At 56.6% G+C, this 18,557-nt stretch carries 18 protein-coding genes; 3 read left to right on the top strand and 15 right to left on the bottom strand.

What is annotated here, in order from left to right:
* The 6 genes from alaS to CMO10_RS16225 form a co-directional block, all read right to left on the bottom strand.
* Nucleotides 1–2,415: alanine--tRNA ligase (gene alaS, locus CMO10_RS16250; RefSeq protein ID WP_297024227.1), on the bottom strand; the 2,415-nt coding region annotated here is incomplete at its 3' end.
* A 180-nt stretch (nucleotides 2,416–2,595) separates the two neighbouring features.
* Nucleotides 2,596–3,135: a GNAT family N-acetyltransferase gene (locus tag CMO10_RS16245; protein WP_297024225.1), complete on the bottom strand. Its 540-nt coding sequence runs from the start codon at nucleotides 3,133–3,135 to the stop codon at nucleotides 2,596–2,598.
* Nucleotides 3,122–3,265 (bottom strand): entericidin A/B family lipoprotein, encoded by a 144-nt coding sequence (locus CMO10_RS16240; RefSeq protein WP_297024223.1) that lies wholly within the window; start codon nucleotides 3,263–3,265, stop codon nucleotides 3,122–3,124. Before CMO10_RS16240 ends, CMO10_RS16245 begins: the two co-directional genes overlap by 14 nt.
* Before the next feature lie 209 nt (nucleotides 3,266–3,474).
* A complete protein-coding gene (locus tag CMO10_RS16235; RefSeq protein ID WP_297024222.1) occupies nucleotides 3,475–3,651 on the bottom strand; it encodes a DUF1328 domain-containing protein in 177 nt (58 codons plus the stop codon).
* 52 nt (nucleotides 3,652–3,703) lie between these two features.
* Entirely contained in the window at nucleotides 3,704–3,844 is a 141-nt protein-coding gene (locus CMO10_RS16230; protein ID WP_044829509.1) for an entericidin A/B family lipoprotein, read from the bottom strand.
* A gap of 240 nt (nucleotides 3,845–4,084) precedes the next feature.
* Nucleotides 4,085–5,137, bottom strand: a complete 1,053-nt coding sequence (locus tag CMO10_RS16225) for an alpha/beta hydrolase family protein (protein ID WP_297024219.1) — start codon at nucleotides 5,135–5,137, stop codon at nucleotides 4,085–4,087.
* 146 nt (nucleotides 5,138–5,283) lie between these two features.
* Here CMO10_RS16225 and CMO10_RS16220 point away from each other — a divergent pair, with 146 nt between their 5' ends.
* Nucleotides 5,284–6,309 carry a helix-turn-helix domain-containing protein gene (locus tag CMO10_RS16220; protein WP_297024218.1) on the top strand — a complete coding sequence of 342 codons (1,026 nt, stop codon included), beginning with the start codon at nucleotides 5,284–5,286 and terminating at the stop codon, nucleotides 6,307–6,309.
* Between the two features lie 26 nt (nucleotides 6,310–6,335).
* Here the strand turns inward: CMO10_RS16220 and CMO10_RS16215 are convergent, their stop codons facing one another.
* The 8 genes from CMO10_RS16215 to CMO10_RS16180 form a co-directional block, all read right to left on the bottom strand.
* The gene (locus CMO10_RS16215) at nucleotides 6,336–6,641 is read right to left on the bottom strand and encodes an NIPSNAP family protein (RefSeq protein ID WP_297024216.1); all 306 of its coding nucleotides are present in this window, start codon (nucleotides 6,639–6,641) and stop codon (nucleotides 6,336–6,338) included.
* 89 nt (nucleotides 6,642–6,730) lie between these two features.
* Entirely contained in the window at nucleotides 6,731–7,804 is a 1,074-nt protein-coding gene (recA, locus tag CMO10_RS16210; RefSeq protein WP_044829510.1) for a recombinase RecA, read from the bottom strand.
* Nucleotides 7,805–8,299: 495 nt separating this feature from the next.
* Complete coding sequence (gene nikR / locus CMO10_RS16205) at nucleotides 8,300–8,779, bottom strand: nickel-responsive transcriptional regulator NikR (RefSeq protein ID WP_044829511.1); 480 nt, start codon at nucleotides 8,777–8,779, stop codon at nucleotides 8,300–8,302.
* A 104-nt stretch (nucleotides 8,780–8,883) separates the two neighbouring features.
* On the bottom strand, nucleotides 8,884–9,783 hold the full coding sequence (locus tag CMO10_RS16200; protein ID WP_297024213.1) for a DMT family transporter: 900 nt from the start codon (nucleotides 9,781–9,783) through the stop codon (nucleotides 8,884–8,886).
* A 156-nt stretch (nucleotides 9,784–9,939) separates the two neighbouring features.
* A complete protein-coding gene (locus CMO10_RS16195) occupies nucleotides 9,940–10,665 on the bottom strand; it encodes a type 2 periplasmic-binding domain-containing protein (protein ID WP_297024211.1) in 726 nt (241 codons plus the stop codon).
* A 330-nt stretch (nucleotides 10,666–10,995) separates the two neighbouring features.
* A complete protein-coding gene (locus CMO10_RS16190; protein WP_297024209.1) occupies nucleotides 10,996–11,715 on the bottom strand; it encodes a hypothetical protein in 720 nt (239 codons plus the stop codon).
* Between the two features lie 199 nt (nucleotides 11,716–11,914).
* A complete protein-coding gene (locus tag CMO10_RS16185; protein WP_297024208.1) occupies nucleotides 11,915–12,577 on the bottom strand; it encodes a substrate-binding periplasmic protein in 663 nt (220 codons plus the stop codon).
* Nucleotides 12,578–12,804: 227 nt separating this feature from the next.
* The gene (locus CMO10_RS16180; protein ID WP_297024207.1) at nucleotides 12,805–13,521 is read right to left on the bottom strand and encodes a hypothetical protein; all 717 of its coding nucleotides are present in this window, start codon (nucleotides 13,519–13,521) and stop codon (nucleotides 12,805–12,807) included.
* Between the two features lie 308 nt (nucleotides 13,522–13,829).
* On the opposite strand from CMO10_RS16180, the gene CMO10_RS16175 reads away from it, so the two are divergent.
* Both CMO10_RS16175 and CMO10_RS16170 read left to right on the top strand, forming a co-directional pair.
* Nucleotides 13,830–14,729 (top strand): DMT family transporter, encoded by a 900-nt coding sequence (locus CMO10_RS16175; RefSeq protein WP_297024205.1) that lies wholly within the window; start codon nucleotides 13,830–13,832, stop codon nucleotides 14,727–14,729.
* Between the two features lie 85 nt (nucleotides 14,730–14,814).
* A complete protein-coding gene (locus CMO10_RS16170; RefSeq protein ID WP_297024204.1) occupies nucleotides 14,815–15,852 on the top strand; it encodes a sodium:calcium antiporter in 1,038 nt (345 codons plus the stop codon).
* Between the two features lie 16 nt (nucleotides 15,853–15,868).
* Here the strand turns inward: CMO10_RS16170 and CMO10_RS16165 are convergent, their stop codons facing one another.
* On the bottom strand, nucleotides 15,869–18,475 hold the full coding sequence (locus tag CMO10_RS16165) for an ATP-binding protein (RefSeq protein ID WP_297024203.1): 2,607 nt from the start codon (nucleotides 18,473–18,475) through the stop codon (nucleotides 15,869–15,871).
* Between the last annotated feature and the right edge of the window lie 82 nt (nucleotides 18,476–18,557).

Genomic DNA, 18,557 nt, shown 5'->3' with positions numbered 1-18,557 from the left:
CTTGCGCGCCTCGTCCACGAGACCGCGCAGATCCTTGCCGCCAACGCCTTCGACCACACGGGCGATCAGCTTGATCCCGTTGATCTCTTCAGGACCGGCCGGCGCCGCGCCGCCGCCCCCGCCCATGGCGAGCTGTTTCTTGGCTTCGGCGAGTTGGCGTTCCAGCGTCTTGCGCTCGGCCTGCAGCGCCTCGATGCGCTCCACCAGCTCCACGGTCGGCACTTTCAGCGCCGCAGCCGCATCCTTCGCCTTGTTCGCCTCGGCTTCCAGCCATTGACGCGCGGCCTCGCCGGTCACGGCCTCAAGACGGCGCACGCCCGCCGCGGCGGAGCTTTCACCCACGATCTTGAACAGAGCGATGTCGCCCGTGCGATTGACGTGGATGCCGCCGCACAGCTCGACCGAATAGGCCTTGTCGTCGGATTTGAGCGAGTCGCCCATGGCCAGCACGCGCACCGTCTCGCCATACTTCTCGCCAAACAGCGCCAGCGCGCCGGCCTCAATCGCCTTCTCGGGCGTCATCTCGGCGGTTTTCGCCTCGGCGTTCTGCCGGATCACCGCATTGACCTGCGCCTCGATGGCGGCGGTCTCGGCCTCGGTCAGCGCCTTGGCGTGGGAGAAGTCAAACCGCAACCGGTCCGGGCCCACATAGGAGCCTTTCTGGGTGACGTGCGGGCCGAGCACATCGCGCAAGGCGGCGTGCAAAAGGTGGGTGGCGGAGTGATTGGCGCGCACCTTGGTGCGGCGCTCGGCGTCCACAGACTGGGATGCGGCGTCCCCGATCTTGATCCCGCCCTCTTCCAGCACGCCGATATGGGCGTAGATGGAGCCCGCGCGTTTCTGCACGTCAGAGACGATGAACTTGGCGCCATTGTCGAAGGTGATGACGCCCGCATCGCCGATCTGACCGCCGCCTTCGGCATAAAAGGGCGTGGACTTGAAGATCAGCTCGGCGCCCTGGCCTGCAGAGAGTTCAGACTGCTCGGCGCCATCGGAGACAATGGCGGTGAGCTCAGACTGACCGTCATGGGTGTGATAGCCGACGAAGTCGGTCGCGCCGAGACGATCACGGACCGAGAACCAGAGCGCTTCGGGCGCCGCCTGGCCAGACCCGGTCCAGCTGGCGCGCGCGTCGGCGCGCTGGCGCTCCATGGCGGCGTCAAACCCGGCATGATCAACGCTCAGTCCGCGCGTGCGCAGCGCGTCTTCGGTCAGATCGAGCGGGAAGCCATAGGTGTCGTAAAGCTTGAACGCGGTCTCGCCCGGCAGCGCATCGCCTTCCTTCAGATTGGCGGTCGCTTCATCGAGCAGGGTCAGACCGCGACCCAGCGTGCGCTGGAAGCGTTCCTCCTCGCCGCGCAGGGTCTCCTCGATCACCGGCAGGGCGCGGGGCAGTTCGGGGAAAGCCTCGCCCATCTCGTCAGACAGGGTCTTCGCCAGACCGAACAGCACCGGCTCATTGGCGCCCAGAAGGTGCGCATGGCGCATGGCGCGGCGCATGATCCGGCGCAGCACATAGCCCCGGCCTTCATTGGACGGCGTGACGCCGTCGGCGATCAGGAAGGAGGTTGAGCGCAGATGGTCCGCAATGACCCGGTGGCTCGCCAGCGCATCCCCCTCGGCCTTCACCTTCAGGGCCTCTTCAGAGGCGTTGATCAGGGTCTCGAACAGATCGACGTCATAATTGTTGTGAACGCCCTGCAGTACGGCCGCGATGCGCTCGAGCCCCATGCCCGTATCGATGGAGGGCTTGGGCAGGTTGATGCGTTCGCCGCCCGCCTGCTGCTCGAACTGCATGAAGACGAGGTTCCAGATCTCGATGAACCGGTCGCCATCCTCTTCCGGCGTGCCGGGAGGGCCGCCCCAGATGTCCGGGCCGTGATCAAAGAAGATTTCCGAGCACGGACCGCACGGGCCGGTATCGCCCATGGACCAAAAATTGTCCGAGGTGGAAATGCGGATGATCCTGTCGTCAGACAGGCCCGCAATCTTGCGCCACAGCGCCGCCGCCTCATCATCCTCGGAATAGACCGTGACCAGCAGCTTGTCCTTGGGCAGGCCGTATTCCTTGGTGATCAGGTTCCAGGCGAATTCGATCGCGTTTTCCTTGAAGTAATCGCCAAACGAGAAGTTGCCGAGCATTTCAAAGAAGGTGTGATGGCGCGCGGTATGACCGACATTCTCAAGGTCGTTATGCTTGCCCCCGGCGCGCACGCATTTCTGCGAGGTCGCGGCACGCGAATAATCGCGGTGTTCCTGGCCGGTGAAAACGTTCTTGAACTGAACCATCCCGGCGTTGGTGAACATCAGGGTAGGGTCATTGCGCGGCACCAGCGGGCTGGAGGAAACGACTTCGTGGCCGTTCTTGCGGAAGAACTCCAGAAACGTGGTGCGGATATCGTTAACGGTCTGCATATCTCTCCAACCCGGAAAACGCGGAACAACTGCGTCCGCCATGCTGGCGAACGGACTGCCCTATTTAGCGGCTCGGCCCTGCCCTGTCCAGTCAGGCGAAAGAAGTCCGGGGCATTTGCCGCAAGTTTTCCGAATTTAAGGGATCAGATGGCATTCAAACCGCTTTTGCCGACCCGAATTTCAGCCGCGCCGGAGTAAAAATGTGAATCGATCCCGGTTCATTGCCTCGACAAAACCGGTCGGCTCAAACCCAAGGCCCAGTAGCAATTTGTGTGATCCGATATTTTCAGGATGGGCAAAGGCGGTCAGGTGCGTGAGTGATGTGTTGTCACGGCCATAGGTCAGGGCTGCATTGGCCAGCTCCCGACCAAAGCCCTGCCCCCATGCAGTCGGTGCGAAGTAATAACCAAGTTCCGGTCCCCAGCCGGGAGCGAACGGGTCCGTGTAAAGCCCACCCCAGCCGATGATGTCGTCGGTTTCACGCAACCTTACGACCCAAGGCGCAAAGCCGTCGCGGCGCCGGAACCATTCATGGACCAGCACGCGCTTGCGACAAGCGGCAAAGCTTTCATCGCAATGGGTGAAGCGCATCGCATCACGATCGCCAAGGAAGGCATAAAGATCGGGGATATCGGCCAGTCGGGCAGACGAAAGCTCTAGCCGTTCGGTGTTCAGACTGGCCCCGCGAAGATGGGCCGTTTTCGGACTAGTCGTTTGCACTGTCCTGAATCGTCTTACCAAGGTTTTCCATGTCACGCCCGAAGCCTTCGGCGGTTTCGCAGGCACCAAGGGCAAGACCAAAGCCAAGAACCATCAGGACGGCCAGAAGACGCTTTGTGATCGTTTCCATCTTTTCAGGATGCTCCATTCAAGTCCGGATAACGGGCATGTCGCCCGTCTTGTTGTTTATCGCAATATTCTGGCCTTGGGGCATCGGGCTTGCAACCGTTATCGCACCGGCCAGCACAGCAATGATCCGGACACAAAAAAAGGGACGCCGTTTTGGCGTCCCTTTTTTACATGCGTTGCTCGTATCAGAGCTTTGCAAATCTCTGCCCGTCAGACCGGCGGGCGACGGCCGCGCAATGCGTTGACCACAAGGGAAATCACAAACAGCGCGACAAAGACAAAGAACAAGATCTTTGCAAAGCCAACGAAGGTCCCGGCAAGACCGCCAAAGCCAAGAACGGCAGCGATCAGAGCCAGAATCAAACAGAATATTGCCCAACCTAACATGGGAGTCTCCCAAGGTTATTATTAAGGATTATACGAAATGATCCGTTCGGGATCAGGAAGCGCCATCCTGGATTGCTTCACCGGCATCTTCGACGTCTTCGCCAAAGCCTTCGGCGGTTTCACAGGCAGCAAGACCAAGGCCCATGCCCGAAATCATCAGAATCGCGAGAAGCTTTTTCATCGTATTCGACATGTTCGTTCTCCTGTTTGCTCTTTTTAACGTGCTCACAGGAATTCAAACGACAACAACCATGAATTGTTCCTCTGATCGCATCTCGCCTGATGATTTTTGACCATCTGACCTCATTCAAAATATTGTTTTTAAATGCTTTTTCTGAATCGTGATCATTTTGGGGCACATGCATTCAATCGGTAAAATGGGAAGGCCTTTTGCGACCTCCCCATGCTTTTGTGCAGCTTTTGCATCCCGATTTCAGGACGCCTTTGGCGCGAGCGACAGATAACGGCTGATTTCATCAATGATCTGCTGGTGGATCTGAGCTCGGTCGGTGCCTTCCGGGTCCGAACAGATCGGATCATCATCCATCTCGGCCAGAAGTTCGGCTGCCCCCGGATTGCATTCCCCGAGAAAGGTCAGATGATTGGCCGGGGCAAAGACCACATAGGACGGGTCATCGAGTTCACCCAAAAGGTTGCTTCCGGTTTCCGTGACGTCGGCGGCCTTCCAGCCATGTTCGCGCCCCAAGCGGATGAAAAGCAAATCCGGGTCGACATCGCCAAGGCTGTCGTCATTGACGGCAAAGGTCATGCCCGGCTCAATCGCGACGAATTTCGAAATGCGGGCATCTTTTGACCCGGCTTCTAGATCGGCCGGTAGTTGATCAAGATGCACACCACCCTTTTGCAAAAAGGCACAATCCTGAACCGTCGTGCCAAACTGCTGGCAATAATCGCGATAAGCATCACGATCAAACCGCAAACCCGCAAGGTTCAGCACCGTCGCCCCGCCCAGCGAAAAGCCCGCAGCCGAGATTTGGTCGGTGTCAATATAGGGTTCGAACTCCGGGTGTGAGAGAAGCTGATCAAGGGCCGCCTTCATATCCTTGGCGCGCGCACCAAGCTCGGCCATGCGGCGCGGTGATGAATCGCCCGATGTGCTGCCGGGGTGATTGACCGCAAGCACCATCGCACCGCGCAGTGCCAGTTCGGATGACAGCCAGCCAATCGCATCCATATTGCCGCCCGATCCGTGCGACAGCAAAATCAGGGGATGTTTGCCCGGTGCCACCGCCGCCCCGATATAGGCATCCGTGCTTTTCCAAAGTGCGCTTTGGTTGACCGGTGCGCGATAGATGAAGGTTTCGGCCCGATACCAGATGGATGCAGCCACCGGGCGCGACCGATGGGCCGCATCGACATCAAAGCGGTCATATCCGGCAAGGTCATCTGCGGCGTAAGCCGGCATGGACGCAAGCGTTGCGAAAAGACCAAAGGCAAAGGCGCATGCAGAAGTTACGTGTTTCATGATTTCAATCCGTGTTCTAAGTTTCACGGACATCAAATTGCACTGGCCTTGCGGTTTCTGGCGTCCTCGAACCGGTTTAAGGACGTGCAAAACCGGTTTTGGGACATGCACGCCCGGATAACGCATTTCTGGATAATACCGCCACCATGATTGCCTTACCCGTTTCCTTGATTGTCGCCCTGCTGTTGGGATTTTTGTTTTTCCGCTCTGTGCTGTTTGCAAAAACCACGCACTTGCTGGGCGCGCTCTTGCTGGCCTGTGCCGTGCAAAGTGTCGTGGTGTCACTGGTTCATTATTACGGTGTTGCGGAACTGCGCCTTGTGCAGCCGATCACCGCTTCTGTCATCCCGGCACTGGCATGGGTCGCCTTTCTGGAAGGTGGCGTGCGCCCACGTTTTCAAACCAGCGACATCTGGCATCTCGCCGCCCCGATCATAATGGTGGCGGTTGTGTTGGTCGTACCCATTTTGATTGACGCACTGCTGGGGGGATTATTTGTCGGTTACGGGCTTGCCATTCTTTTGGCCCTGCATCGCCAGGGCAATGAACTGGCCCACACGCGCCTGGCATCAGGCCCGGTTCCGGCATTGATCTGGCGGGTGATTGCGATTGCGCTTATCGTTTCAGCCGCAAGTGACGCCCTGATTTCCGTTGCCTTGCAGCTGGGAGCGCAACAGGCTCCGGGCATAATTCTTAGTATCTTTTCATCACTGGCCCTGCTCGCCATCGGCTTTCTGGCGCTATCGCCTGATATTGCGCTTGCCCGTGACGACGACGAAGCGACTGAGGCCGCAGCCCCAAAACCGGAAACCAGCAAGCCCGAAACCGAGATCCCGGTAGCGGATATCATGGCAGAGCTTGAAGAACTGGTCGCACGCGAGAAGCTTTATCTTGACCCCGACCTGACACTGGCGCGCATCGCACGGCGTTTGGGCTATCCGCTCAAACAGGTTTCAACGGCAATCAATGCGGTGACGGGTGAAAACGTGTCGCGCTATATCAACAAATACCGGATCGACCATGCCTGCCGTGCTCTGGATGCCGGCGAGAATGTCACCAACACCATGCTCGCAAGCGGCTTTAACACCAAATCCAACTTCAATCGTGAATTCCTGCGCATCACCGGCAAAACACCCAGCCAATGGCAGCAGCAAAACAGCACCGTGCGCTGAATTTCGCTGACAGCTTAGAGAGCCGTTCAGTCGAGAACCGGGCGCATGAAGCTCCGCTCATAAGAAATTATGCTCCGATTGCGCGCTTCCATCTCGAAAACATCTTGGCATTCGGGATCGTTTGCCATGCGGTTGCGGTAATCCTCGTAATCGGCAAGGCTTGGGAAACTGAAAAGCGCATAGGCAACGTTGCTCGCCCCTTCATGGGGCAAAAAGTAACCATGATGGGTTCCGCCCATGCGATTGACGATGGGAATCCAGCGTTTGGCATATAGCTCAAATTCAGGGATCTTGTGGCTGTCGATGATGTATTTCAGATAACACGTGACCACGGTGGGGCTCCGTCAGAAGGATCGCGAATAAAAAAGGCGGGATACATCAGCATCCCGCCTTTTGAGATTATTTTGCAAGATCAATCAGATCAATCGTCATTGACCGGTTCATCTTCGCTCATGTTGGTCATGGCTTCGGCGATCAGACCGGCACTCTCGCGAATGCTGTTTTCGATCTCCTGGGTCATTTCCGGGTTCTCGCGCAGGAAGCTTTTCGCGTTCTCGCGGCCCTGACCGATACGGGTCGAGTTATAGGAGAACCAGGAACCGGATTTCTCGACGATGCCTGCCTTGACACCAAGATCAAGGATTTCGCCCATCTTGGAGACGCCTTCGCCATACATGATGTCAAATTCGACCTGCTTGAAGGGCGGGGCCATCTTGTTTTTGACGACCTTGACGCGCGTCTGGTTACCAACGACTTCGTCGCGGTCCTTGATCTGTCCAATACGGCGGATATCAAGGCGAACAGAAGCATAGAATTTAAGCGCGTTACCACCGGTGGTGGTTTCCGGGCTGCCAAACATCACACCGATCTTCATACGGATCTGGTTGATGAAGATAACCATGCAGTTCGAACGCGAGACCGAGCTGGTCAGTTTACGCAGCGCCTGGCTCATCAGGCGGGCCTGCAGGCCAACATGGGTATCGCCCATTTCACCTTCGAGTTCCGCACGCGGCACGAGGGCTGCGACCGAATCGACGACCAGAACATCAATCGCACCGGACCGCACCAGCGTGTCGGCGATTTCAAGTGCCTGTTCACCTGCGTCCGGCTGGGAAATCAGCAGTTCGTCAGTGTTTACACCCAGCTTGCGGGCATAACTCGGATCAAGGGCGTGCTCGGCATCGACAAAGGCACAAGTCCCGCCAAGCTTCTGGGCTTCGGCGATGGTATGGAGTGCCAGCGTGGTTTTACCGGAGCTTTCCGGACCATAAATCTCGACGATACGGCCACGCGGCAGACCTCCAATGCCCAGTCCAATATCAAGACCGAGCGAACCGGTTGAAATTGCGGAGATATCAACGGCGCTTTCCCGCTGACCCAGCTTCATAATCGAACCTTTGCCAAATGCCCGTTCGATCTGCCCAAGGGCGGCTTCGAGTGCCTTCTGCTTATCCATAGTATCCTTATCCACCAAATGCAGCGCGGTCTGAATCATTGCTCGAACTCTCTTATTCCACAGGGCCGGGTTGGATGCAACGCAGGCGGTTCCCCGGACCTAATTGCGGAACGCCACCGCTAGACTGTCTTGTCTGTTGCCGCGGCCTGCCACCGCGTTCTCATAGACAAAACAACTGAGAACATAATGCGAACATTCTCACAAAATTTCAGATGTTGCAAGTTTGTTCTCATTTTTACGGTTTATGGAGATGGGAACGGGCTCAAACCATTTGTCGCACAAAACAGGCTCATGGTCCGCCATCACCTAAATTGGACGGAATGCATATTAATTTGGACTCTCGGCACATTGTATTTTTGCCGGCAAGCGATATGCTTTTTGCCATCGCGTCCCAAACGCGTATCCCTCAGGGGATGGGAGGTGCAGTTGTCACATGCCTTGCGATTTTAAGAGCCATCGCACGGCAACCCGGGACGGCTCCCTCCCGACATGCATATCCAAAGCGTCCGCAGTTCAGCCAGACCAACAGTGCCGTCAGGTGGTGATTTTCAGGTGCTCGTGCTTATGAGCATGGCCGTGGTGATCATCGCCGTGATGATGGGTTTCGACATGCAATTCGCCCGGCACGGTATAAAGCTGTCCGTGGCGGACACCGGGCTGGGCCAGCACCTTGTCGGCAAAGGCCCGAATTTCCGAAAGCCTTCCGCGCAGCGTCACGCTTTCAAGGCAGGTGTCATGATCAATATGGAAATGCACGGTCGAAACCGTCAGGTTGTGATGTTCGTGCTGGGTGCTCATCAGGCGTGATGCCAGCATGCGTTCCTCGTGATCATAAACATAGTTCAGAACAGCAATCCCGACTCCGTCGGCATTTTCCTCGAGCTTGGTGTTCTGAAGCTTTTCACGGATCAGATCGCGAAATCCCTCGGACCGGTTGGTGTAGCCCCGGTGATCAAGGAAGGCATCAAAGGCCTCCATCAGGTCATCTTCGATGGAAACGGTTACACGGGTCATGGCTTTGTCCTGATGGTCTTTTGGTTTGCGTGCCCGAAGCTTAGCCGATTGATCGCAAAGTCAAAAGGGGTCAACGCAGTTTCGCCTGCCAGCATCACTGATCGCTAGTGCATAAACAGCAAGGCGACACCGCCAAAGGCAAGGCACGTGCCCGTCACCGCCTGCCAGCCAACGGAACGTCGCAAGATCAGGCCTTCATAGACAATCAGCAAAACCGGCGGCAGTGCCATCAGGGTCGAGGCAATCCCGACATTGGCGTTTTGAACTGCGAGCATCGAAAGCCATACACCCACCGCAGGCCCGATAAAGGCGCCGAGCAACAACCACTTGCCAACATCTGGCGCAATACAGGCCGTGACCGTGCGGCGAACACGACCCAATATGACGGCAAGCCCCCACATGGCGATCACCGCGACCAGGGTTCTGATCCAGCTTGCCGAAAGTGCTGAATATCCATCAATCAGGGCATATTTGGCGGTGATCAGATTGGCGACCTGCCCGATCGCACCGCCCAGCCCGAACAAAATACCCCGGAGGTAATCCCGCCCGACAAGCCCGACCGGACGCCCCTTTTTGCCAAGAATGACAATCAGGATGCCACCAACGCCACAGGCTATACCGGCAATTTCAATCGGACGGAGCGTTTCATCAAACAGAAGCCAGGCCAGGATCGTCCCCATGATCGGAACGGTCGACATCAACAGCATCGACAGTCGCGCACCAATGGTGACAAAGGCCTGAAACAGCATGGCATCGCCAATCACCAGCCCCAGCACGGAAGACAGCGATAGCCAGCCAAGCTGTTCCCATGTCACAGCATTCGGCCAAGGTTGACCTTCAAGGATCCAGTGCAAAACGGTCAGACAAAAGATCGAGCATGCCAGACGCCCGCGATTGACCGTCTGCGCCCCTGCCTTGCCGCCGACATTGGAAAAGATCATGCTTGAGGTCGCCCAACAGAGCGCAGCAGTGAAGGCAGCGGCCTCGCCAAACAGGGGAATCATGGGGCGCGTTTCCGAAAATGTTTGTTTGCCCGGCCTTGTGACCGGTTGAGCTAGCAGGTCATGGTGGGGCGACCCTGCCTGTCATAAGCAGCAAATTTTCGGTGGTTTGCAATTGCTTTTATTGCATGACGGTCCCGGTAATCGGGCGATTTTGTATCAGGATTTGCTTTCCGGGTTGGTCATATCAAGGGCTGCCCGAAAGATATCCGTGCCGCGATTAAATTGCGGTAACAGCGCCTCGTACTCCTTGCGAAGCCAGCTATAGCTTGTGCGGGTTTCAAGCTCAATCGCGCGGTAGCCTTCCGGCACGCCTTCGGTCTGATTAAGAGAGAAATCATCAATCAGCAAACCATCAAGACGCCCATGGCGCAGCATGCGCAACATCATGCCAGCCCCGCCGGGCACGGTGATAATATCGGCCAGTCCCACAAGTTCCTGCTTTCCGCGATCATCGCCAAGCCAGACACCAATATCCTTGTCCTTAAGGTCACTCAGCGCATGCACAGTGGCATCTGCCGTGATCAGAAGGCTTTTGGGGCGACCGACAACCACACCACCGGCAACCAGCGGCACACCGGCCGATTGTTGAATGGTTTCACCGCTGGCAAACACACCATCAATCTCGCCACGTTTCAGGGAAACTGCCGTACGTTTGTTGGGCAACCAGACCGGCTGGACACACAACCCGGCCTCGGCCATCGCCGCGCGATAGCGTTCGGCAGATTGATCACGATCGGCCATTTCGGGCAAAGCAATCTTGAGACAGACTTCTTCGTCTGCCTTTGCCGAAGGCAGCAGTTCAAAGGACAGGAAAAGTGCTGCCAGTAAAATGACAGCAAACATACACGACCGAATGATCGCATTTGGCTTGCGAAGCGCCATAGTATCACCCCCAAGGCAACCTTGGTCCCGACGTTGCGAGACATGTTGCGAACCTACCTGATTGCCCGCCGTCATTTTTATGCGGTCGGGTCATTTTCATTGGTATTTCGTTTCGGCTTTTGCCGTTATGGGAAAAACTATAAGCGCAATCAGAGCGTCTTGCCAAGCGCCCGCAAGCCGATTTACCTGCGCAAAAGTATAGGTTGCCGCGCAACATTATTTCGCACCGGAAGCGGCAAGTTTTTGATATTCAATCAACGCTTGTAAGCCCGCATCGCAGCAATCGCCACCAAAAGCGGATCAGCGGTTTCGTCTAAAGTTTGATGCCGCTCAGGACGCCTGACCGTGCCAGGCCAGGATTTTCTCAAGATACCGGGCGGTTCCAATATCAAACTTCGCGATCTCGCTGGCATGCTCAGCACGCAGCCAGCTATAAACCGCAAGCTTGGTCACAGGGATTTGCACAAAGCCATCGGGCACACCGCCCTGAACACTGAGCGAAAACGCGTTTAGCAGCATGCCATCCAGACGGCCTTTCACCAGCATTTCGCGCATCATTGCCGGACCACCTGGCACACGCACAACATGATCATAAGCACCAAGCAGCTTTTCCGACCATGACGCGCCGAGCCAGACACCGATATCTTCGCTGGTCAGCTCCGCAACGCTATGCGCGCCGCCCTTCTTGACGACCAAAATGCCATCCGGGTTGCCAACCCGAACATTGCCACGAATGACGGGCGTTCCGACGCTGCTTTCAAATTCTTCAAGCATGGCAAAAACGCCATCAACCTGATTGTGGCGCATGGACATGAAGGCGCGGGCATTGGGCATCGGCATGGGATCAACGCACAATCCGGCATCGCGCATCACCGCACGATAAACATCTGGCCCAACCGGACCACTCGCGGATTCGGGCATGGCAATGCGAAGACAGGTCTGCTTCGCCTCGACACTCGGCAACAGGGCAAAGGAAAGAACAAGCGCAACGATGGAAATCGTTGCCAGAACACAGGTTCGAACGAACCTGCGCAATTGAAAGCGCACCATTTTCAGGCCCCCACGGCACCAACGAATTGTTGAATGACCGTATCCCGGGAAAGTCGGCTTGCGATTGGGCCGCAAGTCCTTTGTTCGGATCTTTATGACCCGTTGTCAGATACGTTATAGCCATGCGCATCAATTGGCTAGGGCCAATTGCCCGCCTTGCGTGAGTCCAGAGGGTTTCTGCGCCGAAAAATGGAACAGATCAGCGACCAAGGGCCGTCAAATAATTACGGGTTCCCTGATCAAATTCTGGCTTCAAGCTGGCAAACTCTGCCTTAAGCCAGCTATGCACATCGAAATGATCGACCTGAATGGCCTTATAACCATCAGGCACGCCACCGGTAAGGCCCAGTGAATAGGCATCAGCCAGCATGGCATCAATCCGCCCTTCGGCGAGCATTTCCTGCAACATGGCCGTGCCGCGCGGCACTTTGACGATATTGGCGTATCCTTCGACAATGCCGGCACACCAAGTCGCCCCTAGCGGCACGCCCAGCACCTCGGTACTGAGATCAGAAAAACTTTTGATCGGGCCTTCGCGCACGACCAGATAGCCAGCAAGCGAGCCAAGCAGAACTTCACCAGGAACCATGGCGACCTTTGCCATGTCCGGCAGGTCATTCTTGGCAGCAAAAACACCATCGATCCGCCCCGAACCCAGGGCGGAAATCGCCCGAATTTGCGGCAAAACCAGCGGATGAACGCACAATCCGGCATCCTTCATAACCTGCTGATACAGAATGAGTTTTTGTTGATCGCTGTGAATTTCAGGCATGGCAATGCGAAGGCATTTTTCGTCTGCACTGGCGAATGGCAACAGTCGGAAAGACAGCAACAGGGCGACAAAACAAATCGTCGCAAACACACAGGTTCTGGCAAACCTGTGCCTTGAAAAGCGCGCCATACACACCCCCACGGTATTTGGCATATTTTTGTTCTTTACCACCACGACCAGGCAATTTACCCGCGTCGCGAGAGCTTTATTGGGGCCTTTTGGCCCGTGGGCGAAACGATATGTCGGAACACGCGAATTGACCAGCGCGAAATACCAGCGCCCTCACGCACCGCAGGATGTGTGTAGTTTAATGGGGACTAATAACCCGCCTGGCTCAGATAGGCTTTCGTGCCTTCATCAAACTGCGGCACCAGATCAGCATATTCGGCACGTAACCAGCTTCGGATCAACAACTGATCAACCGGGATCGCCTTGTACCCGGTCGGCACCCCACCAGCCAGATTGGCAAGCGAGTAGGCATCAATCAGCATCGCCTTGATCCGCCCTTCAAGCAGCATACTGTGCATTGTTTCTACCGCCTGCGGAATCGTCACCAGATCAGGATAGCGGGCCATGAGTTTTTGCGGCCAGACTGCGCCAAGCGGCAGGCCGAGAACCTCACTGGTCAGATCATCCATGCCAGCAATCGGACCTTCGGGCACAATCAGCATGGCGGGCAATGTCATCAGCACGACATTGCCTGGCACAACCGGCACGCCGACAATAGCGGGGAAGTCTTCGCGTGCGGCAAGGATACCATCCGCCTCCCCCTTGCTGATGGCATCAAAGGCACGGATTTGCGGCACCGAGATCGTGTACACACAAAGCCCGGCATCCTTCATGACGGCCCGATACGTAGCGGCCGTTTGCTCATTTGTGTGCAGTTCGGGCAGGGCAATCCTAAGGCATTTTTCCGCTGCATTCGCCGTGGACATCCCAAACACTGCCAACATCACAGCAATCAGGGACAGCGCGGCGAAACCAAGAGTCTGACGGATCGCAAAGCTCGGGCTTGGCCCCATGCAAACGCCCATGGCGCTTCCTTCTGATGATGTGACGAACGACCGTTGAATCAAGTGTGTGCAACGCTGTCAGAATGCAAGATGCCAGGACTCTTATGGTGTTGAAAAATGGGAACTTCAGTTTTCAATATCCGGCGGTGTTAATCCCTCCGCAAGACTACGTATTTCGAGCTTGACGGCACCCCGTTTAGCGCGCACCATCCGCGTGCTGACGTTCCGGAAAACGGGAACATCGCGCTACCAAACCACCACCGTCATTTTAACCGCGCCACCTTGCATCCCGCATGGATGCACTACGCCCCATATTCCGGACGCCCTTTATGAAACCAGGGGATATTGCCCGCTACCTGTTCCTCGCCATCGTGTGGGGACTGTCGTTCCTTGTTGTAGTCAAAATTGTCGAGGCCTTTGGCTGGGTCGGTGCGGTCACGTTCCGTGCCCTGATTGCGGCGGGATCGCTTTATCTTCTTGCCCGCCTGTTTCGCCGCAAGCTTGACTTTGCTGCCGGTTGGCGCCCCTTCGCCATTGTCGGCGCGACAACCGTTGCCGGGCAATTGATCGGGCTTTCCTATGCCGCACCCCGTATCGGCACTGCGATGGCGGCGATCTTTGTTGCGGCCATTCCACTGTTTTCCATGATCATCAGCCAGCTCTGGGGGCTTGAGCGCGCCACCCGACAGGGTTTTGCTGGCTTGGTGCTGGGTATTGGCGGCATTGTCTTGCTGGTGGGCTTCCCGGCCGTACCTGTGACATTCGAATTTGCCCTTGGTTGTGTGGCATCGATCCTTGCCGCCCTTTGCGCCGCGTTTGGCAGCAACTATGCCAGCCGTCATCTGCGCAACAGCGGCAATTGGGAAACCACCATCGGGGCATTTCTGTTTGGCGGGCTGATGACCCTGCCGCTGATTTTTGCCGTGCCGCTTGAACGCACACCGGTTGCGATGGATTACATGTATCTGATCATTGCGGCGGTTCTGATGAGTGTCTGCACCTATATCGCCTATTTCCGACTGGTGGCTTCCATCGGCCCGACCCGCGCGATCAGCGTCGAATTTCTGGTCACGGTTATTGCCGTCTTTATCGGTGCGACCGTGTTGGGTGAAAAGCTTTCAGCCATGCAATTTGTCGGCGGGGTCACCATCATGGTTGGCTGTGCGCTGGTCTTGAACCTTGTGCCATCATGGCTGCGTCCGCGCCCAAGCGTTCCTGAAATCCCGTAAGCCACGCGCATCCCATCCGCCAAGGAACAAGCACGCCTGTGAGAAGTTAGACTAGATAGTCCTCTCTGATCACGGAAAGCAGTGCATGCCCTTTGACCTTGGCCAACAATCGCTCAGCGTTATTGTCGTGACCTTTGTGGTCTGCACATTGATCATTGGTTTTGCCGGAACGAGGCTTGCCGGCATTGCCGTCAAGCTGGCCGAGCGTACCGGCATGGGACAGATCATCGCCGGGGCCCTTTTTGTTGGCATGTCGACCAGCCTCCCGGGCAGTGTGCTTTCGGTGACCACCGCCTGGCAGGGACATACCGATCTTGCGATTGGCAATGCGCTTGGCGGAATTGCGGCCCAGACGACGTTTTTGGCCATTGCCGATCTGTTTTATCGCAAGGGCAATCTTGAACATGCTGCGGCCAGTGCGACGGGCCTTGCCCAGACCACACTGCTTCTTAGCATGCTTTCGGTGCCGCTTCTGGCTTATGCCGGGCCCGAATGGATGATTTTCCATATTCATCCGGCATCGATCCTGCTGTTTATCATCTATGCGTTTGGCCTGAACCTTCTTTCGGAAATTCGGGACGAGCCAATGTGGCACCCCAAGAAGACCGACATTACCGAGGAAGATGCCAAACATGACGAGGCCGACACCAACCCGGAAAGCAGTGCGCGCCTGTGGACGGAATTCCTTGCCTTTGCGCTTCTGACCGCCATTGCCGGTCACGTCATTGGTCAGGCAGGTCTTGCCATCGTTGCCGTTACCGGGATCAGTGAAACCGCCGTGGGCACCTTCCTGACCGCGATATCAACATCCTTCCCGGAGTTTGTATCGGCCATTGCAGCGGTGCGGATGGGGGCAGTCAATCTGGCGGTCGGGGACATCATTGGCGGAAATGCCTTTGACGTGCTATTTCTGGCAGCATCGGATTTCGCCTATCGCGACGGATCGATCTATGCCGCCTTTACCGACCAGCACATTTTTACGATCGCACTCGTCATCCTGATGAGCGGGGTGTTGCTGCTGGGGATGCTGAACCGCGAGCGCCGAGGCATTGGCAATATCGGCTGGGAAAGTGTCGCGATGCTCGGCCTTTATGGGGCATCGGTGTTCTATCTGGCCGGCTGATCCTACGTGTCGAAGCCTAGAGGACTTCCTTGACCTTGGTCGCGAGGTCCTTAAGCGAGAACGGCTTGGGCAGGAAGTGCACGCCGTTTTCTTCATCAAGTTCGTCGCGATAGGTATCTTCGGCGTAGCCCGAAATAAAGATGACTTTAAGCTCCGGCTTTTTCTCGCGCAGCATGCGGACAAGTGTCGGGCCATCAATGCCCGGCATGACAACGTCGGAGATCACCAGATCGATCGTCTTGTCGGTGTTATTAAGTACCTCGAGCGCGTTGTCGCCGTTAGTGGCTTCAAGCACGTCATAGCCCTTGCTGCGCAATGCGCGCGCACCGAATGTACGCACGGCATCTTCGTCCTCGACCAGCAGGATCGCACCGGTTCCGGTCAGATCGCGTGACGGGGTTTCTTCGATCACGGCCTGGGTTTCGGCAAGCTCTTCTTCGGATGCCTCATAGCGCGGCAGATAGATGGTAAAGGTCGTGCCCTTGCCTTCTTCGCTGTTGACCGCGATGAAGCCACCGGTCTGCTTGACGATGCCATAAACCGTTGAAAGACCGAGACCTGTTCCTTCGCCCCGTTGCTTGGTGGAGAAGAAGGGTTCGAAAATACGGGTCAGGTTTTCCTTGGGGATGCCGATACCGGTATCGGTCACCTTAATGCCGATATAATCGCCCGGCGGAATGACTTCAGTACCGGTTGCAGTCGGCTCGTCAATGATCTCGGTGCTGGTCTGAACCGTAAGCGTTCCGCCCTCGCCCGCCATGGCATCACGTGCATTGACGACAAGGTTGATAATCACCTGGTCAAGCTGGCCCGGATCGACCTTCACAAGCCCGATATCACGACCATGGCTGACTTTAAGGTCAATCTTCTCGCCGATCAGGCGGCGCAGAAGATTGGACATTTCCGCCAATGCGTCAGTGATATTGATGATTTTGGGCTGCAAGGTCTGACGGCGTGAGAACGCCAAAAGCTGCCGGACAAGATTGGCAGCGCGGTTGGCATTCTGTTTGATCTGCATGATGTCGGCAAAGCTCGGATCACCCGGCCCGTGGCGCGACAACAGAAGATCACAGAAGCCGATCATCGCGGTCAGAAGATTATTGAAGTCATGTGCCACCCCGCCGGCAAGCTGACCAACAGCCTGCATTTTCTGGGACTGGGCAAATTGTTCCTCAAGGTTCTTCTGTTCCGTCGTATCAAGGAAGTTCAGAAGCAACGCACCGGCTTCGCCCGAACGACCCGCCACACGTTGCAGGTAAATCTGGGCCGCCACACCGCGTGCACCGGCAAGGCGGGCCTCAATCTGGCCACCCTTACCCATGCCCATCACGGCCTTTGAAAGGTATCGCGCCACTTCGTCGCGATCTTCGGGCAGGATCAGCTCAAGGATCGACCGACCGACAACCTTGTCATGGGTCTGACCGGCGGTAACGATGAACGCACGGTTGGCATCCGTCACCGTACCCGACATATCAGCCAGAACAATTGAAAGCGGGCTTTCATCAAAGAACCAGCGCACCCGACGTTCGGTTTCGGCCAGTGCATGTTCCCATTCATGGGCCGGCATCGGATCAGGGAAGATCACGGCCTGACTGCGCACAGGGCCGGTGCCCGGCGCATTGATCGAATGGGTCACAAAGCATCGAATGGGCTCGCCACCGGCAACCTTGAATTTGACCTCGCCATTGATGCCGTCACCGACAATCAGATCGGCAAGCTCGACCGTGCCATTGTTGAAGTCTTCTGGGTCCCCACCCAGCCAGCTTGCCAGACGACGGTTGAGGTAAAGAATGCGGCCTTCTTCATCCAATCCGCACACCCCGACCGGCAGACGTTCAATCATCTGATCGGCATGCTCGAACCCGCTATCGGCTTCCGTCACCGGAAGGTTCGCGACCATTTCACTGGTCTGCGGACCGGAAAGCGCAAATCGTTCCTCGGCATCCTGCTTAGGCAGCAACAGCGAAGAACCTGTATCGGACATAACCGTGCTATCAACACCGTCAACAGTCCAAAGCATCTTGCCCGCACGGGCATCCGCAGCCGTTACCGAGATACGCAGGCATGCACCGCTTGCAGACTTATCTTCTTCTGGCGGAGTTTCGCCGTCTCCAGTGTCGGCGGCTTTTTCCGAACCTTCGTCACCCGAAGCGGCAGCGTCCGCTTCAAACTTTTCAGAGCGCGACAGATCAACAAACATCTGCCCGCCTTCGCCGCGCATCGCACGGGTGCGCAACTCGGCGAGTTCTTCACTGCCGATGCCAAGGAAGGACAGGCGCGCTTCCAGCGCAGAGAGCATGTCCGATCCGGCTTCGATGCCAAGTTTGGATGAAAAGGCCGGGTTGGCATAGATCGTCCGACCATAGGCATCAATCAGCGCAACCCCGATATCGGAATTGGCAAAACCGGAAATCAGCGGTCCAAGGCCATCATGCCCGCCATTGCGAAGCTTTGCCGAAAGCGTAAGGGATGCCACGGCAACCACGGCCACACCGGTGACCATGGCCCCGATGATCCACATCAGGCGCGCATCAAGCCCTGCCTTTGCCAGCACGTCCATCAGGACGAAGACAAACGCAACGAATGCGACACTTACAGCAAGGATGAGCCCCCGAAACAGCACGCGACCGCCTTTAACGACAATAACTTAACAAAATAGTCTATACTTTTAGCTGCTTATCGCCCGACTGGCTACCGGCAAGTTT

The sequence above is a fragment of the Thalassospira sp. genome, assembly GCF_002709775.1.
Lineage (GTDB): Bacteria > Pseudomonadota > Alphaproteobacteria > Rhodospirillales > Thalassospiraceae > Thalassospira.
The sequence above is the reverse complement of the archived record's forward strand: the minus strand, read 5'-3'. Positions and strand labels throughout refer to the sequence as shown.